The sequence below is a fragment of the Parafilimonas terrae genome (assembly GCF_900115755.1).
Classification (GTDB): Bacteria; Bacteroidota; Bacteroidia; order Chitinophagales; family Chitinophagaceae; genus Parafilimonas; species Parafilimonas terrae.
In genome coordinates, this window is sequence record NZ_FOXQ01000006.1 from 297,371 (window position 1) to 321,159 (window position 23,789).

Sequence of the window (23,789 nt, forward strand, 5' to 3'; positions counted from 1 at the left end):
GATTTTAGTGAAAAAGGGCAGGCAAAATAGGCAAAAATTGCACAGAACAGCCAGTTTTTGTAAAAAACAGGCGTTTTCTCAGAAAATATATTTTTAAAAAAAAGCTTCATTTTTTGCATACAATAGTGTATAAGCAATGCCTGGTTTTTATTGTTGTCATCAATATGCATTTTATCGGACCAATATAGCGAACTGCTGGCTGAAAGCGCCTGACGCTGCAAAAATATCTTTAAAGAAAGATGGCTTTGAAACAGTATAAAATGCCGAAAAATTCTCTACTCTTTCCTGCAGGTTACCGGAAGGGAAAAGTTGCTTTTTTATTTTTTGCAACTGCACCTGGTCTGTAACATATTTCTTTTTTTCAGCACGGAGCATTTTTTTCTCGAGGCCGGAAAGCCCCTTAAGCGTTTTTACTTTTAATGCTGCAATATGCTGAACAAGCGTGGTATCTATTTTTGAAGCAATGCCCGAAATTTCATTATACAATAACTCTGCCTGTGTAAATTCTGCTTCAAGGCTGGTGATGTTATTACTGTGCTCGTGCACAAACCGGTTCATTAAAAGGTGTTCATCTTCAAAGAAATCGGCGGGAGCAAAATCCATCGCTTTTATCTTTCCTGCCGCTCTTTCATCTACCAGTAAAAATGAATTGCGCAAAACAAGCATGGGATATGGAATATCCACCGCATTAAAAACATCTTTTAGCTCAAGCCAGTAAGCCAGCTCTCCACCGCCGCCAACGAAAATAATGTTCGGTAAAATGGTTTCCTGCAAAGCGCCACGCAAAATAACATTAGGACTGAAACGTTCAGGATGTTCGTCGAGTTCCTTTAATATTTCATCAAGCGACCATTCCAATTTTAAACTTTCAACCTTGAACTTTTCATCTTCGGCTTCAATCCGCTCCCGCTTATCATCAATTAAATAAAACAGGTTTATCTGCCGGCCGCTTGCCTGCACCTTGTAATGCGCTTCAAGCTGTTTTGTTGTTTTAGCAACAGCTTTATGTGAAAATTGTTCTTTTAATTCTTTTTCAATTACAGGCTGAAAAAGTTTTTTGAGAGCAGCATTATCAGGAATTAAAACAATCAATCCATATTCTCCAAACAAACCATTTAATAAATGAAGCGTTGCCTGTTGAATACTTGTTTTTTCTTTATAGGCAGAACGAAAAAGTTCCATCAGTTCTTTACCATACGGCAATACGCTAAGCTGTCCTTCTATTTCATTCAACACCTGCAGCAAAGCTTTATCAACATACATTCGGCCAACAGCGCCGGTTTGTTTTGTTTGCCAGGTGTATTTTATCTGGTTGATGGTAATATTATTCAGTTCATCAAGATCTGCATCTTCGCTGCCCATAAAATACACCGGCACAAAATGTTTTTCTTTATGAGAAGCGTTTAATTCTTCTGCAATTTTTATAACATGAAAAATTTTATAGATAACATATAAAGGCCCGGTAAAAATATTGGGCTGATGCGCGGTTGTAACAGTAAAAGTGTTTTCATTTAAGAGCGACTGAATATTAGAAGATGTTTTTTCAGAAACGCTTAACCCTTCATACTGTTGCTGAAGCTGCTGAACCAAAACCTGGCGGTGTTTAAAACCTTCCTTTTGAGCGATGGCAGCCGACACATTTTCCGGTTGCGGACGAAGGTTATAAAAAGGCTGCAAGGCCTCAGCGTTATTTAAATAATCAATAACGAGCTTAGAAAAATATCCTGTCTTTTCGTAAGAAACATAACTACAGTGTGTATCCATTGGGATGCAAATTAAGGCACTAAACAACACGTTCCGTTACCGGCTCTATATAACTTCTCCTTCTAAATCGTAATCGAAGGCATTGGTTATTTTTACCTGTATAAACTGGCCCGGCTGTAATTTTTTGCCTGATTGAATAATTACTTCATTATCCACCTCAACGCTGTCAAATTCTGTGCGGCCCAAATAGCGGCCTGCTTCTTTTTTATCTACGATAACTTTAAATACTTTGCCTACTTTTTCTGCATTTTTTTCATAGCTTATTTCCTGCTGCACTTCCATTATTTCTTCTGCACGCTTTTGTTTTTCAGCAGCAGGTACATCATCAACAAGGTTATAGCCACTGGTACCTTCTTCATGTGAATATGTAAACACGCCAACTCTGTCAAAACGTTGCTCCTGCAAAAAAGATTTCAGTTCTTGCACATCATCTTTTGTTTCACCTGGAAAGCCAGCTATTAAAGTAGTGCGCAAACATATACCCGGCACTTTATCACGGATAGTATTTAATGTTTCAATGATTTCTGTTCTGGTGCTTTGGCGTTTCATTAGCTGCAGCATGCGGTCACTGGCATGTTGCAAAGGCATATCAAGATAATTGCAGATGTTTTCACGCTCACGCATTACATCCAATACTTCAAAGGGAAATTTGTTAGGATAAGCATAATGCAAACGAATCCATTCCAGGCCCTGCACATCGCTTAATTTTTTCAGCAGGTCGGCCAGCATTCTTTTTTTATAAATATCCAAACCGTAATAGGTAAGTTCCTGTGCTATCAGCATGATTTCTTTTACGCCACGTTTCACCAAACCTTCTGCTTCTGCTACAATTTCTTCAATGGTTTTGCTGATGTGTTTACCGCGCATTAAAGGAATAGCGCAAAAAGCACAAGTGCGGTTGCAGCCTTCGCTTATTTTTAAATAGGCATAATGTTTTGGCGTACTTAATAATCTTTCGCCTAATAATTCTTTTTTATAATCGGCATCAAATTCTTTCAATATCAAAGGCAATTCCAATGTTCCAAACCAGGAATCCACTTCCGGGATTTCTGATTCAAGGTCATTCCGATAGCGTTCACTCAAACAGCCGGTAACATACACTTTATCCAGCTTGCCACGCTTCTTTAAATCAACCTGTGCGAGAATAGTGTTAATGCTTTCTTCTTTGGCCTTATCAATAAATCCGCAGGTATTCACCACCACAATGTTGTGATCGAGTTTGGCATTTTCATGCACCACATTTATTTCATTGGCTTTTAGCTGGCCGCTAAGCACCTCGCTGTCAACCAGGTTTTTGCTGCAGCCCAGTGTAATAATATTTACCTTATCAGGTTTTAATGTTCTCGCCTTCATAATAAAGTGTGCAAAGGTAAAGCAGGGAAATTTATGCAGGAAGATATTAACAAGTAGCCGGAAAGCAACTGCAATTGTTTTAAACTGATATGAATACATTGCAGGTATCTCTCATTTCATCAACCCGTCTATCCCAGTTTTTTTCGCAGCCATTTACGAACCGGCTCATCATACCATTTTAAACTGGCATACGCCAAAACGATGCTACCTATTAAAATTAACAACGCATAAGGCCAGGCCTGCGCGATGGTAACACCTTTATGGTTGCTGATCCAGGCAACATAAAAATACACTATTGGATAGTGCACGAGGTAAAGCGGGTAAGATATATCGCCTAAGAATTTGCATATCCTGCGTTCAGCCTGGCTATATATTGCGCCACTGGCACCGAGGTAAACAATAAGTGGAAAAATAATGATGATACACACTGATTCATAAACTCCGTTCATCCAAAGATGTTCAGCACCGCCTATGCGTGGCATGTATAAAACAAGGGCAATTAAAAAGCTGCACCATAAAAAAGCATTCTTAATGCGGGTGGGTTTAGCTATGCGTGAAAGCAGCAGGCCTGCAAAGAAGGGATACATAGTGCGGGTAATGCCCACGCGTACCTGTTCTGCATTTAACGTCCAGCCGCCGCTGACATCGCCGTTGGTAATGGCTAAATGCGCGAGTGCTATGGCCGAGATCAATACTAAAATACCCAACGCTGTTTTTGAGAACTTCCTGATGCCGATGGCATACAGAATATTGGCAATGTATTCAAAAAACAATGACCAGCCTACACTATTGAGCGGGTGCATTTCTTCCCATCCACGTATATCCATTGATAAAGGAACAGGCAGGATAGTATATCCAATAAACATCACAAGCAGCATTTTCCACAGGGGAATGGTATGGATGATAGGCCAGATGGTTGAATCTGTAAAGTAAAAGCCAATTGCCCCAAGCGTCATTCCTAACACCACCATTGGTTGAAGCCGTTCAATACGGCGCTTAAAAAAAGTGCCGGCAGTCATTTTATGCCAGCGGTCGTCATAGGCATAACCGATTACAAAGCCTGACAACAGGAAGAAGAAATCAACAGCCAGGTAGCCATGGTTAACAATAATATCCAGATGCCCGGTTCCTAATGGTTCTGTAAGGTGAAAAGTTACAACGATAATGGCTGCCACACCACGTAATCCATCCAATATGAGGTAATGCGGCTTTGTGGAAAGACTGTTATTATTACTCATTGAGCTTAAATATGAAACCCGGCCTTAATAAGATTAAATTGTTATTAATAGACTTTTGTAAAAATAGGTAAGCAGCTTATCTGAATTAAACCAAATCGTATCAAAATGCAGACAGATAGTTTCAATTTTATATAATTGAAGTGGCTGAAATAACATATCAGCCATCATCTCTTCAAATCTCTTAAAAATAAAAAAGGCGCAATTGCTTGCACCTTTCGTGAACCCGCTGGGACTCGAACCCAGGGCCCCAACATTAAAAGTGTTGTGCTCTACCAGCTGAGCTACGAGTTCATCCCTTTTTGTTTTTGGGAGTGCAAAAATAGAAGAAAAACATATTGCACCAAAACTTAAATAATATCTTTCTTCTTACTTTTCAATATTTACATTTCTACAACCTTTACAAGTAACTAAATTTGCAGGCAAATAAATGATATGTCGTTTTTTACAAACAAAGTAGTATTGGTTACCGGTGGCACGGATGGAATTGGCAAGGCGCTCGTTTATTCATTAATGCAGCAGGGTGCAAAAGTTGTTACCTGCGGGCGTGACTATGACAAGCTGTATCATTTACAAACTGTATATGCAGGCAAGCCATTGCTGGCATTGTCTGCAGATGTAAGCAACGAAGCTGATTGCAAGAGTATGGTTAACCAGGCTATTACCACTTTTGGTACTATTCATATATTAATTAATAACGCAGGCATTTCTATGCGGGCATTGTTTAGTGAAACAGACCTCGAAACCATTCATCGTGTAATGGATATTAATTTTTGGGGCGCCGTTTATTGCACCAAATATGCTTTGCCTCATATACTCAAAAACAAAGGCACTGTTGCCGCTATTTCATCTATTGCAGGCTACAGGGGCTTGCCGGGAAGAAGCGGTTATTCCGCATCAAAATTTGCATTGCAGGGATGGATGGAAGCGCTAAGAACAGAATTACTGGACAGTGGTGTAAACGTAATGTGGGCCTGCCCGGGTTTCACAAAATCGAATATTCGAAATGTTGCTTTAAATAAAAATTCCCAGCCGCAGGGCGAAACACCGCTGGATGAAGAAAGCCTTATGAGCGCTGAGGAAGTGGCTGAACATATTTTAAAAGCCATTGAAAAAAGAAAACGTACCCTGGTTTTATCAGGACAGGGAAAACAAACAATTTTTCTAACCCGTTTTATGCCTGAGCTTGCAGATAAATTAGTGCATAAATTCTTTTTTAATAAAGGAGTTTTGGTTAAATAAAGCGAATGCCTGTTATTTACAATTCATGCCTGTAATTACATTATCTACTGATATAGGTCAAAGCGATTATGTTGTTGGTGCTATTAAAGGGCAACTTATAAAAGCTGTTCCTTCAGCTTCAATTATAGACATTACACACCAGCTTGTGGCCAATAATTATTTGCATGCCGCTTATGTTTGCACCAATGCTTTTTCTTTTTATCCCGCAGGTGCTTTTCATTTTGTAATTATTAATTTATTTGAAAAATCACCTGATCATTTATTGCTTGCAAAACATAACAACCAGTTTATTGTTTGCCCCGATAATGGCATCTTAACAATGATCGCCGGTGAAAAACCTGCCGAAATTGTTTCCGTTAAAATACCAAATGCATTAGGTGTATTAAGCTGCACCGAAGCTTTTGCCAAAGCACTGAATGCAATAGAAAATGGTTCATCATTACAGGCAATAGGCGATGTGGTTACAGGCATTGAAGAAAAATATCCATTTCGTTCAACTGCCGGGCCTGACTGGATTGACAGCCAGATAATATTTATTGACCAGTTTGAAAACGTGGTCATTAATCTTACCAAAAAAGAATTTGAAGAACACCGTAAGGGAAGAAAATTCAGGATAGTTTTACCTGCCCGCAACGATGGCGGCATTGTAAACATTAGTGAAAATTATGCATCAGTTGAACAGGGCGAAAGACTTGCCTGGTTTAATTCTGCGGGTTATCTTGAACTTGCTATCAATAAAGGCAATCTTGCAGGTTTGTTCGGGCTGAAACGTTTTTCAGGCGGCACTACTTTAAACACTTTGCCCAGCAATAAATTAATGTATGAGCGTGTAAAAATCTTCTTTGAATAATGCCATGCGTTTTCAATCGTATTTTAATTCAGCTATAAAAATTATACAGTTGTATGATGGAACTATGCCGTTACAACATTTCTTAAAACAATATTTTTCGCAGCATAAAAAACATGGTTCGAGAGACAGAAAGATTATAACGCATGTTTGCTATAATTTTTTCAGGCTGGGAAAAGCTTTTTCAACTATTTCAGCAGAAGAAAGATTAAAGCTTGCCATTTTTATTTGCAATGATAATATTGAAAACTGGAAATTTTTGTTTGAAGGCGAATGGCTGAATAATCATAATAATTTAGAAAAACGCATAGCATTTGTTCAGTCAAAATATTCCTTTTCGTTGCAGGACGTTTTTCCGTTTTATAATGAAGCCAGCAAACCTTTAGATAATGATGCTTTCGCCAAAGCTTTCTTTATTCAACCAGATGTTTTCTTAAGAATAAGGCCTGGTTTTAATAATGGGGTTATAAATAAACTGCAATCACATAACATTCAATACAACATTATAGAAGAAAGCTGCATCGGCCTCGCTCCTTCCACCAACATTAATTCAGTTATAGATATTAATAAAGAAGCTGTAATTCAGGATTATGCTTCGCAGCAGGTGGGCTCTTTTTTATATGAAGCAGCGCAACATCTGCCAGCTATCAGCTATCAGGTATCAGCTATCAGTAAAGAAGAAATTCAAAATCGTATATCAGTGTGGGATTGCTGCGCGGGAAGCGGCGGTAAATCAATACTGGCTTATGATGTATTAAAGAATATTGAATTAACTGCTTCTGATATTCGTTCATCCATCATACAAAACCTTAAACAACGTTTTGCAAAAGCAGGCATCAAAAAATATAAAACTTTTGTGTATGATGCGGCCAATTCCCAATCCCCAATTCCCAATTCCATATTTCCAACTCCTCACGCTTCAACCAATCAACTTTTCAACCAATCAACTCTTACCAATTCCAAATTCCCGATTCCCAATTCCCCTTACGACCTCATCATCTGCGATGCACCCTGCACCGGCAGCGGCACCTGGGGCAGAACACCGGAACAACTATATTTTTTTAATGTAATAAAAATTGAAGAATATGCTGCACGCCAGCAAAAGATTGTGCGCAATGCGGTTGAATATTTAAAAACTAATGGCTTCTTTCTTTATATAACCTGTTCAGTTTTTGAAAAGGAAAATGAAGCAACTGCTGATTTTATTCAGCAAAAATTAAAACTGGAATTGATAAAACTGGAATTAATAAAAGGCTACGGTAAAAAAGCGGATACCATGTTTGCCGCTTTATTCAAAAAGAACTAACATTTTTAAATCCTCACTTCGCTTACATTCGCAAAATAATTTTTTTATACATGAGCCAGAGTTTGAGCAGAAAACAACTGATTGAAGCAGCAGAAGAATTTGGAACACCGCTGTATGTTTATCACGCAGAAAAAATTGAAGAACAGCTTAATGAATTAAACAAGGCATTTAAAGAATGTAACGCTAAGTTTTTTTATGCCTGCAAGTCGTTAACCAATATCAATATTCTTAAGTTAATGCATAAGCTGGGCGCTGGCCTCGATTGTGTAAGCATCAACGAAGTAAAACTGGGTTTAAAAGCCGGCTTTACGCCCGATAAAATATTATTTACGCCCAACTGCGTTGACTTTGAAGAAATAGAAGCGGGAAAGTTATTGAACGTGCATATCAACATAGATAATATTTCTATGCTGGAACGTTTTGGCAATAAATACGGAAGCTCCTACCCTGTTTTCATTCGCCTTAACCCGCATATTATGGCAGGTGGAAATTTTAAAATTTCAACCGGGCATGTTGACAGCAAGTTTGGCATTTCCATTCACCAGGTAAGGCATATTGAACGCATCATTAAATCAACAGGTTTAAATGTGCAGGGCCTGCACATGCACACCGGCAGCGAAATAAAAGACACGAATGTATTTATTGCCGGGCTTGAAATTATGTTTGAAATGGCGCGCCAGTTTCCGCAGATAGAAGTGATTGATTTGGGCAGTGGTTTTAAAGTGCCTTATTACGATGACGATGTGAGAACAGATGTGCACGACCTTGGCAAGAAATTAGCACAGGCTTTTACAAAGTTTGAAAAAGAAACCAGCCGCAAGCTGGAAGTTTGGTTTGAACCGGGAAAATTTTTGGTAAGTGAAGCCGGTTATTTTATAGTAAAGGCAAACGTAGTAAAAACAACAACTGCCACGGTTTTTGCAGGTGTAAACAGTGGGTTCAATCATTTAATAAGGCCAATGTTTTATGAGGCTTATCACCGCATAGAAAACTTATCAAACCCAAAAGGCGCTGAGCGCATTTATACGGTTGTTGGAAATATTTGTGAAACCGATACGTTTGCCTGGGACAGAAAATTAAATGAAGTGCGGGAAGGTGATTATCTTGTTTTTTATAATGCCGGCGCCTATGGTTTTGAAATGAGCAGTAATTTCAATTCGAGGTTAAAACCTGCGGAAGTGTTGTTTAAAGATGGCAAACCGCAACTGATAAGAAAACGTGATGAGTTTGAAGATTTGCTGAAGAACCAGGTGGAAGTATTGTAATTGTTGTTGATTAACATTACCGATACAGCAACCTGAAACATATAGATATGATTGAAGTAAAAAATATAAGAAAGAGCTTTGGCGACAAGGTTATACTTGAAGATATAACCGGTGTGCTGGATACAGGCAAGTGCAATCTTATTATTGGGTCAAGCGGCAGCGGCAAAACGGTTTTTACCAAATGCGTTGTTGGGTTGTTCAGGCCTGACAGAGGCGAGATTTTGTATGATGGCAAGAATATGCTGGAGATGGACCGCGAAGAAAGGACAGAACTTCGTCAAAAGATAGGCATGCTATTCCAGGGCTCAGCTTTATTTGATTCGATGACGGTGGAGCAGAACATTATTTTTACGCTGGATATGTTTTCTAACTTAAGTTACCGCGATAAAAAGAAGCGGGTGAATGAAGTGCTGGAAAAAGTAGAACTGGAAGGCTCGAACAAGAAATTTCCGGCGGAAATAAGCGGCGGTATGAAGAAGCGTGTGGGCATTGCCAGGGCAATTGTGCTTAACCCGAAATATCTTTTTTGCGATGAGCCTAACAGCGGCCTTGACCCGCAAACTTCACTGGTTATTGACCAGCTTATAAAAAACATTACTACTGAATACAACATCACAACAGTGGTGGTTACCCACGATATGAACAGCGTAATGGAAATAGGCGATCATATTATGTATTTATACAAAGGCAGAAAAGAATGGGAAGGTTCTAACAAGGATATTATTTTCAGCAAGAATGAAAGGCTGAACGAATTCATTTTTGCTTCTGAATTTTTACAGGGTGCAAAAGCCATCCGCATGCTGGAAGTGGAAGGAAAGATTGAAGAAGGCGCTGCTGTAAAAGAAGCTGAAAAAATTATTAAGGAAGGCGATAATTTACCTTGAGCAGGCTTTTAGTTTTTTTATTGTTTCTTTTGGGTCAGCAGAACTGAAAACGGTATTGCCCGCTACTAAAACATCAGCACCTGCATTAACCAGCGATTGCGCATTTTCAACTGTAATACCGCCATCTACTTCTATTAAAACATCCAGTTTTCTTTCATCAATCATACGGCGAAGTTTCTCTACTTTTTTAAGTGAGTGCGGAATAAATTCCTGGCCGCCAAAACCGGGGTTAACGGTCATAATCAAAACATGATGCAGGTCGGCCAAAATATCATCCAGCATAAAAATAGGTGTATGCGGGTTGATGGCAACAGCAGCCTTCATGCCCAGTTCTTTTATCTGTTGAATATTGCGGTGCAGGTTAGCACAAACTTCATAATGAATAATAATGCTGTCTGCACCTGCTTTTTTAAATGCAGACACAAGGTTTTCCGGCGTTTCAATCATTAAATGCACATCGCAGAATTTGGTGGTTGCTTTGCGCACATGTTCAATAACCGGGATACCAAAACTGATGTTGGGAACAAACTGACCATCCATTACATCAAGATGCAGCCATTCTGCTTCACTGGCATTCACCATTTTACATTCATCTTCGAGCTTTAAAAAATTAGCAGCTAATAATGATGGCGCAACGATAGACATAGTTTGTTTTTAAATCAAAAGTAAAAATTAAAAACTCAAAATATTTATTCCCCCAATTGTTTCAGGTGTGCTTTGGCTTCATCCAGCGTGGGATCGAGCTGTAACGATTGCTTAAAACGCAAAACAGCGCTGTCTTTTTTATTCATCATTTCATAACAACGCGCCATATAATAATAGGCATCGGCATATAAATTATTAACTGTTGATGCCAATTGAAAAACAGACAGCGCTTTGTCATATTGCTTCATATCAAAATAAACAAGCCCTTTTTCAATATAGGCTTCCATGTAAGTATAGTTATTGGCAATACATTCGTCAAAATATTTCACTACATCATTTGCTTTGCCGGTGCGTGCAAAATATACACCTGTTATAAAAGCGCAGTTGGCATCTGCTGCCCTTCCCAGGCTTAAAGCTTTAACGCGGGAACATAATAAAACAGCACGTTCATTTTTCATTTCTGCATAAAGATTTGCCAGTGCCAGCAATACATCAGGAGATTCATAAATGTTGGCAGCCTTTGCATAGCTTTTTATGGCAAGCGCCGTATCACCTGCATCTTCCGCTATCTCACCCTTTGCGAAAAACAAACCGTAATTGGCAGAATCTTTATTGGTTAACGAATCCATTTGGGCAAGCGCCTCTTTATACATTTTAACGCTATCCAATGTAAACGCATATTGCAGGCGCAATCCCGCACTGTCAGGATATGTTTTTAATTGCTTTTCCATCGATTCAAGTAAAGGCTGCAAAGCGTTTTTTACTGAATCATCTTTCCTGGCGGAAGAAGATGCATCGTTACTGTTGCAGGAAAAAAAGGTACAGCAAATGCAAATAATAAAAAGCATTTTGAAAAGCCTGGAGACTTCGCGGAACGATAACCTATATAATGATTTCCTCATTGAATGAAATAATGTTTTATGCATTTGCGGTGCTGGCATGTTTGTTTACAACAGCATTATGCATACGCTGCAGGAAAGATAACATTACATTCATATCATCTACATCATTCACCACCAATAAAAAGTTCTTACCCACTTGTTTTAACCTCGCTTTATTAGTTCCGGTTTGCAGGTATTGCATAATGCCCTGAAATATGTCGCTTTCAAAATAAGGCGAATCATTTTTATTGATGAAATAACTGCGCAGCGTTTTATCTTTTAATGTCATCTTTTCAAAACCCAAATCAACCGCAGCCCAACGGCAGCGCACAGTTGTAATCAAATCTTTTACTTCATTTGGTAACGGCCCAAAGCGGTCTATCAATTCTTTTTCAAATGACTGCAACTCCTCATCTTTTTCACAATTATCCAATCTTGTATAAAGCGATAAGCGTTCTGTTATGCTTTCCACATAATCATCAGGAATAAGAATTTCAAGATCGGTATCAATGGTACAATCGCTTACAAAATCATCCTGCCTGCTAATCTCCTCCTTAAATACATCTTTAAAAGAAGTGCGCTTTAATTCACGTATGGCTTCATCCAAAATTTTCTGATAAGTTTCAAAACCAATATCAGCCATAAAGCCGGTTTGTTCGCCGCCTAATAAATTGCCGGCGCCACGAATATCCAGGTCGCGCATGGCAATTTGAAAACCACTGCCCAATTCACTGAATTGCTCCAATGTTTGCAAACGCTTTCTTGAATCAGTAGGCAATGTGCTCATTGGCGGCGCAAACAAGTAACAGAATGCCTTTTTATTACTGCGCCCAACGCGGCCACGCAATTGATGCAAATCACTTAATCCAAATTGATGCGCATTATTAATAATGATAGTATTTACGTTCGGAATATCAACACCGCTTTCAACAATATTGGTGGACACAAATACATCGTATTTCCTGTCAATAAAATCCAATAATCTTTCTTCAAGTTTATTGCCTTCCATTTGCCCGTGCGCAAATGTTATACTTAAATCGGGGCAAAGGCTTTGTATCATCGCACTCATTTCGGCCAAACCAAGCACGCGGTTGTGAATAAAGAAAACCTGGCCGCCACGTTCTGTTTCATAATAGATCGCATCGCGAATGGCATCTTCATTAAACACGGCCACTTCCGTTTGTATGGGCTGGCGGTTAGGTGGCGGTGTATTGATGATGCTTAAATCCCTTGCACCCATCAAACTAAACTGCAATGTTCTTGGTATGGGTGTTGCCGTTAAGGTTAAACAATCAACTGTTGCTTTTAATGTTTTTAATTTCTCTTTATGCGCCACGCCAAACTTCTGTTCTTCATCAATTATCATCAAACCGAGATCTTTAAACTTAACGCTATTGGCAAGCAAACCATGTGTGCCAATAATAATATCGATCTTTCCTTCTTCAACTTTTTTGAGTGTTTCCTTTTTTTCTTTGGCAGATTTAAAACGATTGATATAATCTATGGTTACAGGAAAATCTTTCAACCGCTCACTGAAAGTTTTATAATGCTGAAACGCAAGAATGGTTGTGGGCACAAGCACAGCAGCCTGCTTACCATCAACACAGGTTTTAAATGCAGCACGCACGGCCACTTCTGTTTTACCAAAGCCAACATCGCCGCAAACCAGGCGGTCCATTGGTGAAGCTTTCTCCATATCCTGTTTTACATCTTCTGTTGCTTTTGCCTGGTCGGGTGTGTCTTCATAAATAAAGGATGCTTCAAGTTCGGTTTGCATATAATTATCCGGCGTATGCGCAAAGCCTTGCTGCGCCTTGCGTTGAGCGTATAATTTAATAAGATCGAACGCAATTTCTTTAACCTTCGTTTTGGTTTTTTCTTTCAGCCTGTTCCATACATCACTGCCAAGTTTATTAACCTTTGGTGCTGTACCTTCCTTTCCTGTAAACTTTGATATTTTATGCAGTGAATTAATATTCACATATAAAATATCACCGTCTTTATAAATAATCCTTACAGCTTCCTGCAGCTTGCCATTCACTTCAATTTTTTGCAAGCCGCTGTAAGTACCCACGCCATGATCAATATGCGTAACAAAATCTCCGGGCTGTAATTCTTTCAACGTGCGAAGTGTAAGCGCTTTATTTTTATTATAAGCCTGCTTAACACGGTATTTATGATAACGCTGAAATATCTGGTGATCTGTATAACAAACCACTTTTACATCATCATCAATAAAGCCTTCATGGATGGACGTGGCAATGGGTGTAAACTGAATATCTGTATTAAGATCATTAAAGATAGAATGTAAACGCTCCAACTGCTTTGCCTGTTCTGCAAAAATGTATAACGCGTAACCTTTAGCTTCATGCGTTTTTAAATCTTTTATTAAAAGATCGAACTGGCGGTTAAATGCAGGTTGCGGTTTAGTGTTTAATTCAATTTCAAAATTGGAGAGATGCGGCTTATAACCAAATTCCACCAAATGATGTTGCTGTATTTGCCTTTCAATTGTTGCAGCAGGAACAAAGTCTTTCAGTTCAACCGTCTTTAATATTGTATTATCATCATCTTCTTCGGTGGACTGTGGACTATGGACTATGGATTCCAGATAATCTCCCAACTGTTCTTCCTGTTCATGTATCACTTCCCGGATAACATCCCAGTCTTTAATCCAAACTACAGTTTGTTCAGGTAAAAATTCAAGCAGGGAAATTTTCTCATCGCTTTCAAACTGTGTATCAATATTTGGTATGATGGAAACCTGTAATAATTTTCTTTCACTTAACTGCGATTCCGGATCGAATATGCGAATGCTGTCAACATCATTGCCGAATAGCTCAACACGGTAAGGTTTTTCATTGCCAAAAGAATAAATATCCAGGATACCGCCACGCAAAGCAAACTGGCCCGGTTCATATACAAAATCGGTGCGCTCAAAACCATACATCACAAACAATTCAAGCAAACTGTCAAGGTTAAGCGTATCATTTGTTTTTATGTGAATGATGTTACTGCTTAACGTTTTTGACAATACAACTTTCTCAAACAACGCTTCAGGATAAGTGATAATAATACCTGAAGGTGCAACAGACATTTTGGTTAAAGCTTCTGTACGCAGCATAACATGGCTGCTGTTAAGATGTTTAAAATCTTTTTTGCTTTTGAAAGAAGAAGGAAAATAAAACAGGTTCAATGCTTGTGTTAAATTTTCCAGTGTATTGTGAAAATAAGCGGCTTCTTCCGCATCATTCAAAACAACCAAATGTGTTGCTGCATTGTTTGTTTTATCATTTTGATATTTATCAAACAAAGCCGCTAAAACAAATTCGGCGCTGCTTCCCTGTAAGTTTTTAAGAAATATTTTTTGAGTATCGGCAAAAGTAAGCCTGTCCGCCAGGTGAAAAAGGCGGGGATGTTGTTTGTACTTTTCAAGTAACGCACCAAGATTCATAAACGCGGTGCAAAGTTAATTCATTCAAAGGCAAATATTAAATCTTTGAGTTTAAGGGAATGATAATTTAAAAATATTCTCCCGCAACAACTCTCATTTATGCCTTTATATATTCAGGATAATCGGTTGTATGATTATTAAAGATGTTTTTCACCAGCCATGTTTCACCATCGGTATCAAAAGTTATATACCAGGCTGTGTGGCGGTTAGGTTTGTACATGCAATAAAACAAGCCGTATTTTGGGTTGGTGGTATGATAAGCCTGTTGGGTTGGAATGGTGTTTATAAAATTTTCTATTCCCTTTACATATTCAATAGCTGAAGCCCTATAACTAAAATATTCTTTTTTATAAAGAATGCTGACTAACTTATTTAATTTTCTGGTTACGGATGGTTTAGCTATTACTTGTCCCATTTAAGGCTATTTATAAAGTCGTACACCTGTTTAAAAGCTTCATCTACCGGTATCGCATCTTCACAGTCCTTTTCAAATTGTGTTTTTTCAACCAGGCCCATCTCTTTCAGTTTGCCAACAGCTTCAGGATGTTTGTGTACATCTATTACAACATGCGTTAAACGACCATCGTTGTTCTTTATTTCTTCAATGCCCTCTATATGTGCCATACAAAAAATTTACTTGTAAAAATACAATAAAAATCATCGAACTGTTTCCAAACACACAACCTTCCCGTCCATTGTAGTTACGATGATCCTGCTATTTAACGCGGCAGTAATATTTGTAACAAGCGCATTTGAAATTTTATGTTTCCATAAAATAGACCCGTCTTTATTTATGGCAACAACAGTTCCATCATCAGAAGGCACATAGATTAAACCATTATTTGTAACAATTGCTGTTGGCGCAATTTCATATCCCAAGCTAGTATTTAATTTGAAATCAATTTGCATACTGTCGGCTTTGGTTGAAATACCAATCACCTCTCCTTCCATTGTTTTTGCATAAACCAATGAACTGTCTTCTGATAATCCCATTGATTCCCTCACCCTGTTTGCAGGGTCTTGTTTACGCCAGATAACATTACCTGTTTCTGCATCAAAGCAGGTTGCATAACGATCAGGCGCAACGATAAAAACGCTGTTGTTAGCAGCAACGGGATAACATGCCGCCGGTGAATACATCCTGTTGGCAGAACCATTATTCCAATTCCATGCAAGCGTTCCATCATCCGCATTTAATGCATAAAATTCTGTGCCCCATGTGCCAAAGTATATTTTATTATTATAGAATAAAGGTTTGTCAACCACAAAGCCTTTTACACCATCGTAACTCCATTTTAATTTTCCTGTTTGCAAATCAAAGGCGCGGAATTTTCCATCGGCTGAACCTATGTAAACCACATCATTTTTTATTAAGGGCGAAGCAACGATTGGCTTATGGGTTTCAAATTTCCAATGCAGCTTTCCGTTAGTTGTGTTCAAACAATAGATATTGTTATCGGTTGATGCAACTACAACAAAATTATTTTCTGCAGCAGGCGTTGAATAAATTTTCCCCCTGGTTTTATACGACCATACCTTCTTCCCGTTATTAATATTCAACGCATAAATAAACCCTTTTGAATTGCTTGCTATAACAAGATTACCTGGTATTGCAACACCGGAACCTATGTCGCTGTTATCTGTAAATTCCCAAACCGTTTTTACATTTTTGTAAGTTGAATTAACTGCATACGATGGCCGGTAATATGTTGTTGTATCTGCTTTGAAATTGTGTTTATACAAAGCCACCTCCGCCCATTGCTTTTCTCCTTGCGTAACGGGATTGCGTTCTGTATAAATTACCGTATCATTTTTTATGGTAACGATGTTATAACCGCCCACATCTTTTCTTGCGCGAAGATTAGAGCGTCCCATAATACCAGGTATGCCTTCAAAATTAAACTGGTGATTTGCGTGGCCATGCCCGCATATAATAAGTTGCGTATTTTTTGTTTTTAGAAGATCAATTACATCGTACCAGTTATTCAAAGAACTATCCATTGGATAGTGGTTTACAAAAATGATAGGCTGCTTTTTATTCTTAAGATGTTTTAAGGCAGAATCGAGCCATACAACATTTTCCCTTGGCACCTGGCCAGGGCTCATGCGCATGTTTGGCCCGCAGGCTGTGCCGATAAAATAATAACCGCCATATTCAAAGAAGAATGTTTCACCACCGAATATTTTTTTGAAACTGTTTGTACCGCTTTCACTCCAGTTGGCATCGTGGTTGCCGGGAATAATGTGCCACGGTTTATTTAAACTATCAAGAATTTGTTTGGCAACAATAAACTCAGCATCAGAACCAAAATCGGTTATGTCGCCGGAAAGAATTACAAATGAAATGGACGAATCGTTGTTGATGCTTTGCACTGTTCTGCGTAAATCATCTTCTGAATTATTACTCCCGATGTGTATGTCGGAAACATGTGCAAACGTAAAACCGTCCTGGGCTTTCGCTGAACCAAAGCTCCATATAAATACAATAACAAACAGTACTTTCTTCATGCTTATAAAATAAAAAAGCACAGGCTTTTACACCTGTGCTTTACATGCAACAATTTTATTACCAGCCTTCCGTTTGAGAAAGCGTGTAACCTTTATCCTGGTATTCATCAATCTGCGTTTGCCCCACAGGAGATAAGTAATTCTTATCTGAAAATCCATCCCTGTTTGCAGCATTCTCTACCACCCAAAAGCCTACCATATCACTTGCATTTGTTCCGTCATAGGTAACGATTGTGCCGCCTGCCTTTTTCACTTTTACATTCCCTTTTGAAGCGGCTGCATCAGTTAAAGCTGTAGGCAGTTCAACAGGCAGGTTCACCCAGGGACCAAGAAAGTAATCGGGATTAGTGCTGAAATCCATATACTGAAGTTTCTTCCATCTTTTCAGGTCTAATAAACGGAAACCTTCAAATACAAATTCCATCCTTCTTTCTCTCCGGATTTCCCATATTAATGCCGGTACATCTGCATCTCTTTCCGGGTCGTCCGGAAGCGCTGATAATGTAAGCGGAGCTGTTTTCTGCACGCCTTTTGCAATTGCATCTGCATCTAAAGGACGGCTACGGATAGCATTGATTGACTGATCCAGGTCTGCCTGCGTAACTGAAGGACCGCCATAATATTGTGCAAGAACAGCCTTTGCTTCAATCCAGTTTAAGACTACTTCGCCTAACCTTATTACCGGCGCATCACTTGTGTTTGTATTGCTTCCCCAAGCAGCGGGATAAGTTTTTCCTATGTAAGTAATAGCTTCCCTGGATGCAAATTTATATCCATACAACAGGGTTGCGGAAGCCGGGTTGGCATTATCAATAAATGAAGCTTCAAAACGTGGGTCTCTTGTTTTGGCAAGATTGGCAATGGAAAAATCATCAGCACCCGGCTCGGAAGAATGCTCCCAAACATTACCATCATTCATAATAAACGATTTGGCCAATACAAGATTTGGATCCACCCCTACTACTTCAGTGCCATTAGAATAAGAACCTATACAATGGGTTATTGACAAAGCGGCGTCATATTTCCTGTATAATAACACTTCCGGGTTGCCGGCGAGGTTTTCGGAAGAAAACAATGCTTTAAAATCGCTGCCAAAATTATATTTACCACTACCCATTACTACATTTGCGGCATCAACTGCAAATTCAAGGTATTTCTTAGCCCTTGCAGCATCTAAGGAATGATAATGTTCATACGTTCCTTCAAACAGCATAAACCTGGAGATAAAAGCGGCGGCAATGGTTTTGTTTAAAAACAACGCTCCATCATCGTCACGGATATTGTCCAGTACAAATTTAAAATCATCATACACTTTATCCATTACATCTCCCCGGTTATCCCTGTCTTTATACAAACTATCCAGTTCGCTTTCCTTAACCACCCTGCCATAATAAGGCACATCGCCAAACACACTAACCAGACGGGAATATTCAAATCCCCTGAAAAACCTGGCCACAGCGCTCCAATGCCGGTAAGCCTCATCTGTAATATTTGCTTTTGCTATATTATCCATACGGTCAATAAAAATGTTGGCTTTGCGCACCCACGCAAAATCCCATGTAGGGCCAGCGTATTGAGACATCCAGGCCGCAGCTTCGGAAGTTGAACCTCTTGATGAAGGCACTGAACTTTCAAAATTAGACTGAACGTTTTTACCGGTTAAATCATCATTAAATGTATAGCCGCGTACTGGTGTGTAATCTGCTGTAAAGGAAGTGTTATACCCGTTAAAATAATTGGTATAAAAACCATTGGCATACATGCGGATGTCGTCTTCATTTCTCCAGTATTGTCCGTCCGCATCCACATAACTCGTAAGCGGCGGCCTGTCTAAGAAATCTTTTTTGCAGGAAGTGAAGAGCATGCATGCTATTCCAAAACCGCAGATATATTTATATATTTTCATCCGAATATTTTTTGAGTTTTTATTTGCCGGACGGAACCTCGCATACTCAGCTCCATGTGCATTAAATATTTTTATCGTGTTCGGTTTCATCATGATAATTTTAAAAGTTTAATTGAACACCTATTGATATGCTTTTGAATGCGGGCGTGCCTATACCGGTACGGCCCAGGTTATAGTTTGATGTATTCCACATGGAATAACCATTAATAGCTTCCGGATCAATGGGTAATCCCCTGAGATGGTCCCAGGTGATGAAATTTTCCAACGCGCCATAAACCCTGAAAGAGTTAACGCCCACTTTTCTAAGCAGGTCTGGCGAGAAGGAATACCCTACGGTAAGGTTTTTAAGCCTCAGGTAAGCCATGTTTAATAAATACCTGTCCTGCACCTGTATATTATTAGCAGAATTGCTGCCGGCATTATTATAAGCAGCAGGATAAAATGCATTGGTATTATCCGGCGTCCAATAGTTATCGGCAATAGCTGCAGGCATGGCGCCATCTGCAGAGTTATATCCCGGAATGGCTAAAAATCCATCGCCCCATATCTGGCGGCTGCCCACGCCCTGGAAAAACAGGCTGATGTCAACGCCTTTATAATCCGCGCCAATCCTGAACCCATACTCATATCTTGGTGTGGAATTACCAATTACAGCCAGGTCGCCATGATCATCCAGGGTTGCGCTGCCATTATCGATAACGCCATCGCCATTCAGGTCTTTAAACTTCACATCGCCCGGCCCAAAGAAGAAGTTGGACGAGTTCTGAAGGAATACCTGGTAAACTGGCTTTTCCCCATGTGCCCCAGGTTTTAACTGGTTAGCTTTTTTACCTGCATATTCTTCAGGCACATCATCTGCTGTAAGTGTAATTAACTGCGGGTTGCCATCGGGGCCTAATTCAAAATCACTTGCCTGGTAAAGCCTGTCTGTGCGATAGCCCCATATTTCCCCTATATCTTTTCCATTGTAATAACTGTTCACACCGGTAGATGTGCCATATTCCAGGATATGCGTTTTTGCATCTGAAATATTTCCCCTGAAATTCACGCCCAGGCCATTTTTAAACCTATGGTTAAACTCAACAGTAAGTTCCCACCCGTTTGTGCGTAACGAGCCGAAATTTCCCTGTGGGGCGCCTGTGCCGAAAGTATAAGGTATGCCTTCAGACGGAACAATCATATTCCTGGTATTTCTCTGGAAAAGATCGAAAGTAACAGACAGCTTGTTTTCGAAGAATGCAAGGTCAACACCAAGATTTTTTGTTTGAATGTCCTGCCAGGTAATATTATTTACAATGGCCGGTGGTGTTCCAACCGTAACAGCCCTCGACCCGTTAGCACCAATCCAGGAGGAAAGGCCGCTGGACATGAGCGGCAAATACAAAGTGTTCGGCACTGTTTGATCACCAATAGTTCCCCATGAACCTCTTATTTTGAAAAAGCTCACTACATCCTGTGAAAGCATGAAGTTTTCCTTTGATATTACCCAGCCTGCAGAAACTGAAGGGTACCATCTCCACCACAGGTCGCGGGGAAATTTGGATGAACCGTCATAGCGAAGGTTGCCTTCAATAAGATACTTATCTTTAAAGGCGTAGTTAATACGGCCAAAATAACCTAATTGTGATTCCCAGAATTTATCGCCATCTACGATTGGCGGCGAGCCAACAGCAAAACTAAACTCAGGGTTATGAATGTCTGTCAGCTGGTTCACCTGCTGTGATTGCCATTCGGTTTGGGCAGCCACCCGGTTAATACCAAGCATGAATTTAAACCTGTGGTCATCTTTCAAATTCAGGTTATAAGTTGTATAAGCATTGATGGTGCTGCTGTGGAAGTTAGTAGTGCGGCGATAAATGTGATCAGGATTTGCACCCAAAGAAGTATAAGTATCATAAGACAGATCAAAAGCGGGCATGGCGCCGGGTGCCGTGGCAGATACCACGTTTCCGGTACTGTCCACATAAATGGGACCGCCGTTGTCATCCACTCTTGCTTTGGGCGCTACCCATGAGTTACGTGCCGTATATCTCGTTCCGGGACGGTTCCATATTTCTTCCTGGTTAGAGAAAGTATAGTCAAAATCGAATGTCCAGTTACGGGTAAAATTAAGGGTAGCGCCAGCGTTTACATTCATATAATTCTGGAGAATGTTTGCTGTGTTGGCAGCACCGGCTTCGCTTACCGGGCTGCGGATGGGATCGCCGTTTTCATCATTACCAAAGGGATACAGCGAGCCCCACCGGTACAGGTAAAGCCAGGGATCGGCAGTGGTAGAACTGGTAACATACGGATATTCCTTATTTCTTCTTGAATACATAGCCCCTGCACGAACAGTAATGTATTTATTTATTTCGTTTGAAAGTCTAAGCGAAGCATTATACCGGGTGAAATCGTCTTTTTTAGCTGGCTTTATCATACCGCTTTGATCCAAATATCCCAGCCCGATGTTATAAGTAGTTTTATTTAATGTTTGCCCAACAGAAATATTATGCTGCTGGGTAGGCGCCCATTCTTTGATCATATAATCATAAGGGTCGTAAGTTCTCACGCCCATCTTTTGATTACTTGCTCCCTGTACATACCAGTCGCGGCCAAAGACGGTAGGATCATCAGGCCCTATCTTTCCGCCATATAGTTTCTGCCATTCTACTGATCTCAGGTAACTGGCCCTGTCCACATAATAGAAAGCTCCGGTTGGTGTGAAAGTGCCCCACACGTTCAGCCGCATCCACAGTATATTTCAGGGCATTCACCTGGCCAATCTCAAAATCTTTCCATACATTTTGCCAGGAGAAATTATTTGAATAAGTAACCTGCGGCTTGCTGCTGCCTGAACCTTTTTTGGTAGTAATCAATATAACGCCATTAGATGCTTTTGCACCATAAATGGAAGCTGCAGCCGCATCTTTCAATATGGTAATAGAAGCAATATCGTTTGGATTTACAATCTGGATGCTTGGTATTTCAACGTTGTCTAAAAGTATCAGCGGTGTGCTGGTGCCCTGGAAAGAAGTCATTACACCTCTTATCTTTATAATAGGGTCAGAACCTACTTCACCACTTGGTATAGTTACACTTAAGCCTGAGGCTGAACCCTGCAGCCCCCTGCCCACGTCGGCAATTGGCCTGTTGGTTAATGTTTTTGACACATCAATTGTTGAAACAGCGCCTGTAAGGTTTGCCTTTTTCTGGGAACCATAACCCACCACAACCACATCTTCCAGTGCGTTTGAAGCATTGTCCAATAAAACAGATATGGTGTTTGCATTGCCCAGAACAACTTCCTTATCTGCATATCCAACATAGGATAGCAGAAGTGTTTGGGCCGGTGCAGCGTTAATGGTGAAATTGCCCGAAGAATCGGAGATAGTGGAAATTTTAGTTTCCTTTACCGTTACTGTAACACCGTACAGTGGTAAATTGGTTCCTGCTGCAGATACATTGCCATTAACTGTTCTTGTTTGGCCAAAACAAAAACAACAGGTTAATGTGAGCAGAAAGGAAAAAAATAAGTGTTTAATTGCCCGCATAAATGCTCTTTTTTGTGATTAAGAATAATTAAATAAGAATAAATAAAACTGCCATTCAATTTTGAATAGCTATAAAGTCTACAGTTCACTTAAAAAATTACAAGACTTTGATTCCCGCATCCTTATAAGGCTTGAGTTTCTCATCATCAGGAGATAATTCGGTTATAAGCATATCAATCCTGTCGAGACCGCAAATATGTACAGGCTGCCTTGTGTTGAGCTTTTCTGAAATGGTTAAGCAAACCTGTTTATCTGATGATTCTATCATTACTTTTTTTACCTGCGCCACTTCCCAATCGTTATCTGATACGCCGGTGGTATTAATGGCGTTTACACCCAAAAAACACAAATCTGCCCTCAGTTCCTTTATTTTGGAGATAGCATCCGGGCCCACGGTTATCATGGAGCTTTTTGAAACCTTATCGCCAACCACTATTACTTCTATATTTGGATGAAGGATATATTCAGACAATACAGGTATGCTGCCGGATATAAAAGTGGCATGCAGGTTATGCGGTAATATTCTCGCCATTTCAATTATGGTGGTACCGCCGCTGGAATGAACAAACATTCCATCTTTTATGAGCCGCACGGCTTTTTCTGCAATTATTTTCTTTTCCTCGTAAGCATAAATGCTTTTGGGTGTTGAATGTGAATTATAAAATGACGGCGATAAGGCGCCTCCATGCACTTTTATAATTTTCCCGGATTTTGATAACTCGTGCAGATCGCGGCGAATAGTGTCATCAGAAACATTGATCCTTTTACTTAAATCAACAGATAACACCTTATTGTGCAGGTTCACCTCATGCAGTATTAATGATTGCCTTTCCCTTTTAAGCATAGCAAGCTTTCGTTTCGTTAACGAATATAGAAGGAAATCATAGTTAAAATGCAAATACCCGCAAAAATGTGCATAAATACTTTACAAAAACCGCAAATAACCGCTTTTATTAAATCAACCTT

At 39.7% G+C, this 23,789-nt stretch carries 18 protein-coding genes and 1 tRNA gene; 5 read left to right on the forward strand and 14 right to left on the reverse strand.

The window, feature by feature from the left end; genetic code table 11:
* Nucleotides 1–171: 171 nt before the first annotated feature.
* The 4 genes from bshC to BM015_RS12230 all read right to left on the reverse strand — a co-directional run bounded on the left by bshC (nt 172) and on the right by BM015_RS12230 (nt 4,646).
* Nucleotides 172–1,764 carry a bacillithiol biosynthesis cysteine-adding enzyme BshC gene (bshC, locus tag BM015_RS12215; protein WP_090658732.1) on the reverse strand — a complete coding sequence of 531 codons (1,593 nt, stop codon included), beginning with the start codon at nt 1,762–1,764 and terminating at the stop codon, nt 172–174.
* Between the two features lie 45 nt (nt 1,765–1,809).
* Complete coding sequence (gene rimO, locus BM015_RS12220) at nt 1,810–3,117, reverse strand: 30S ribosomal protein S12 methylthiotransferase RimO (RefSeq protein ID WP_090658819.1); 1,308 nt, start codon at nt 3,115–3,117, stop codon at nt 1,810–1,812.
* A 128-nt stretch (nt 3,118–3,245) separates the two neighbouring features.
* Nucleotides 3,246–4,355: an acyltransferase family protein gene (locus BM015_RS12225; RefSeq protein ID WP_090658735.1), complete on the reverse strand. Its 1,110-nt coding sequence runs from the start codon at nt 4,353–4,355 to the stop codon at nt 3,246–3,248.
* A gap of 218 nt (nt 4,356–4,573) precedes the next feature.
* Nucleotides 4,574–4,646: transfer RNA gene (locus BM015_RS12230), tRNA-Lys, on the reverse strand.
* Nucleotides 4,647–4,787: 141 nt separating this feature from the next.
* On the opposite strand from BM015_RS12230, the gene BM015_RS12235 reads away from it, so the two are divergent.
* The 5 genes from BM015_RS12235 to BM015_RS12255 are packed head-to-tail and all read left to right on the forward strand — an operon-like array spanning nt 4,788 to nt 9,896.
* The gene (locus tag BM015_RS12235; RefSeq protein ID WP_090658737.1) at nt 4,788–5,594 is read left to right on the forward strand and encodes an SDR family oxidoreductase; all 807 of its coding nucleotides are present in this window, start codon (nt 4,788–4,790) and stop codon (nt 5,592–5,594) included.
* Nucleotides 5,595–5,619: 25 nt separating this feature from the next.
* Nucleotides 5,620–6,444 carry an SAM hydrolase/SAM-dependent halogenase family protein gene (locus BM015_RS12240; RefSeq protein WP_090658739.1) on the forward strand — a complete coding sequence of 275 codons (825 nt, stop codon included), beginning with the start codon at nt 5,620–5,622 and terminating at the stop codon, nt 6,442–6,444.
* On the forward strand, nt 6,437–7,747 hold the full coding sequence (locus BM015_RS12245) for an RsmB/NOP family class I SAM-dependent RNA methyltransferase (RefSeq protein WP_090658741.1): 1,311 nt from the start codon (nt 6,437–6,439) through the stop codon (nt 7,745–7,747). Before BM015_RS12240 ends, BM015_RS12245 begins: the two co-directional genes overlap by 8 nt.
* A 50-nt stretch (nt 7,748–7,797) precedes the next feature.
* Nucleotides 7,798–9,012 carry a diaminopimelate decarboxylase gene (gene lysA / locus BM015_RS12250; RefSeq protein ID WP_090658743.1) on the forward strand — a complete coding sequence of 405 codons (1,215 nt, stop codon included), beginning with the start codon at nt 7,798–7,800 and terminating at the stop codon, nt 9,010–9,012.
* A 47-nt stretch (nt 9,013–9,059) separates the two neighbouring features.
* Nucleotides 9,060–9,896 carry an ABC transporter ATP-binding protein gene (locus BM015_RS12255; protein ID WP_090658745.1) on the forward strand — a complete coding sequence of 279 codons (837 nt, stop codon included), beginning with the start codon at nt 9,060–9,062 and terminating at the stop codon, nt 9,894–9,896.
* On the opposite strand, the gene rpe is transcribed toward BM015_RS12255, so the two are convergent.
* The 10 genes from rpe to BM015_RS12300 form a co-directional block, all read right to left on the reverse strand.
* Nucleotides 9,888–10,541, reverse strand: coding sequence for a ribulose-phosphate 3-epimerase (gene rpe, locus BM015_RS12260; protein WP_090658747.1), 654 nt, complete (start codon nt 10,539–10,541; stop codon nt 9,888–9,890). The genes BM015_RS12255 and rpe overlap by 9 nt on opposite strands.
* Before the next feature lie 44 nt (nt 10,542–10,585).
* The gene (locus BM015_RS12265) at nt 10,586–11,443 is read right to left on the reverse strand and encodes a tetratricopeptide repeat protein (protein WP_177191891.1); all 858 of its coding nucleotides are present in this window, start codon (nt 11,441–11,443) and stop codon (nt 10,586–10,588) included.
* A 16-nt stretch (nt 11,444–11,459) separates the two neighbouring features.
* The gene (gene mfd / locus BM015_RS12270) at nt 11,460–14,876 is read right to left on the reverse strand and encodes a transcription-repair coupling factor (protein WP_090658750.1); all 3,417 of its coding nucleotides are present in this window, start codon (nt 14,874–14,876) and stop codon (nt 11,460–11,462) included.
* A 97-nt stretch (nt 14,877–14,973) separates the two neighbouring features.
* Entirely contained in the window at nt 14,974–15,291 is a 318-nt protein-coding gene (locus BM015_RS12275; RefSeq protein WP_090658752.1) for a hypothetical protein, read from the reverse strand.
* A complete protein-coding gene (locus BM015_RS12280) occupies nt 15,279–15,500 on the reverse strand; it encodes a hypothetical protein (protein ID WP_090658754.1) in 222 nt (73 codons plus the stop codon). The genes BM015_RS12275 and BM015_RS12280 overlap by 13 nt, the downstream gene beginning before the upstream one ends.
* A gap of 33 nt (nt 15,501–15,533) precedes the next feature.
* On the reverse strand, nt 15,534–17,384 hold the full coding sequence (locus BM015_RS12285; protein ID WP_090658821.1) for an outer membrane protein assembly factor BamB family protein: 1,851 nt from the start codon (nt 17,382–17,384) through the stop codon (nt 15,534–15,536).
* Between the two features lie 58 nt (nt 17,385–17,442).
* Nucleotides 17,443–19,290: a RagB/SusD family nutrient uptake outer membrane protein gene (locus BM015_RS12290; protein ID WP_090658823.1), complete on the reverse strand. Its 1,848-nt coding sequence runs from the start codon at nt 19,288–19,290 to the stop codon at nt 17,443–17,445.
* Nucleotides 19,291–19,390: 100 nt separating this feature from the next.
* Nucleotides 19,391–22,021 (reverse strand): SusC/RagA family TonB-linked outer membrane protein, encoded by a 2,631-nt coding sequence (locus tag BM015_RS12295; RefSeq protein WP_245751387.1) that lies wholly within the window; start codon nt 22,019–22,021, stop codon nt 19,391–19,393.
* Nucleotides 21,903–22,823, reverse strand: coding sequence for a carboxypeptidase-like regulatory domain-containing protein (locus tag BM015_RS21865; RefSeq protein ID WP_245751389.1), 921 nt, complete (start codon nt 22,821–22,823; stop codon nt 21,903–21,905). Before BM015_RS21865 ends, BM015_RS12295 begins: the two co-directional genes overlap by 119 nt.
* Before the next feature lie 97 nt (nt 22,824–22,920).
* A complete protein-coding gene (locus BM015_RS12300; RefSeq protein ID WP_090658756.1) occupies nt 22,921–23,667 on the reverse strand; it encodes a DeoR/GlpR family DNA-binding transcription regulator in 747 nt (248 codons plus the stop codon).
* Nucleotides 23,668–23,789 lie beyond the last annotated feature (122 nt).

Excerpts from the sequence above, each read along its gene's own strand:
- bshC (WP_090658732.1), bottom strand. The coding sequence starts at position 1,764 with ATGGATACACACTGTAGTTATGTTTCTTACGAAAAGACAGGATATTTT.
- rimO (WP_090658819.1), bottom strand. The coding sequence starts at position 3,117 with ATGAAGGCGAGAACATTAAAACCTGATAAGGTAAATATTATTACACTG.
- BM015_RS12225 (WP_090658735.1), bottom strand. The coding sequence starts at position 4,355 with ATGAGTAATAATAACAGTCTTTCCACAAAGCCGCATTACCTCATATTG.
- BM015_RS12235 (WP_090658737.1), top strand. The coding sequence starts at position 4,788 with ATGTCGTTTTTTACAAACAAAGTAGTATTGGTTACCGGTGGCACGGAT.
- BM015_RS12240 (WP_090658739.1), top strand. The coding sequence starts at position 5,620 with ATGCCTGTAATTACATTATCTACTGATATAGGTCAAAGCGATTATGTT.
- lysA (WP_090658743.1), top strand. The coding sequence starts at position 7,798 with ATGAGCCAGAGTTTGAGCAGAAAACAACTGATTGAAGCAGCAGAAGAA.
- BM015_RS12255 (WP_090658745.1), top strand. The coding sequence starts at position 9,060 with ATGATTGAAGTAAAAAATATAAGAAAGAGCTTTGGCGACAAGGTTATA.
- rpe (WP_090658747.1), bottom strand. The coding sequence starts at position 10,541 with ATGTCTATCGTTGCGCCATCATTATTAGCTGCTAATTTTTTAAAGCTC.
- BM015_RS12265 (WP_177191891.1), bottom strand. The coding sequence starts at position 11,443 with ATGAGGAAATCATTATATAGGTTATCGTTCCGCGAAGTCTCCAGGCTT.
- mfd (WP_090658750.1), bottom strand. The coding sequence starts at position 14,876 with ATGAATCTTGGTGCGTTACTTGAAAAGTACAAACAACATCCCCGCCTT.
- BM015_RS12275 (WP_090658752.1), bottom strand. The coding sequence starts at position 15,291 with ATGGGACAAGTAATAGCTAAACCATCCGTAACCAGAAAATTAAATAAG.
- BM015_RS12280 (WP_090658754.1), bottom strand. The coding sequence starts at position 15,500 with ATGGCACATATAGAGGGCATTGAAGAAATAAAGAACAACGATGGTCGT.
- BM015_RS12285 (WP_090658821.1), bottom strand. The coding sequence starts at position 17,384 with ATGAAGAAAGTACTGTTTGTTATTGTATTTATATGGAGCTTTGGTTCA.
- BM015_RS12290 (WP_090658823.1), bottom strand. The coding sequence starts at position 19,290 with ATGAAAATATATAAATATATCTGCGGTTTTGGAATAGCATGCATGCTC.
- BM015_RS12295 (WP_245751387.1), bottom strand. The coding sequence starts at position 22,021 with ATGCGGCTGAACGTGTGGGGCACTTTCACACCAACCGGAGCTTTCTAT.
- BM015_RS21865 (WP_245751389.1), bottom strand. The coding sequence starts at position 22,823 with ATGCGGGCAATTAAACACTTATTTTTTTCCTTTCTGCTCACATTAACC.
- BM015_RS12300 (WP_090658756.1), bottom strand. The coding sequence starts at position 23,667 with ATGCTTAAAAGGGAAAGGCAATCATTAATACTGCATGAGGTGAACCTG.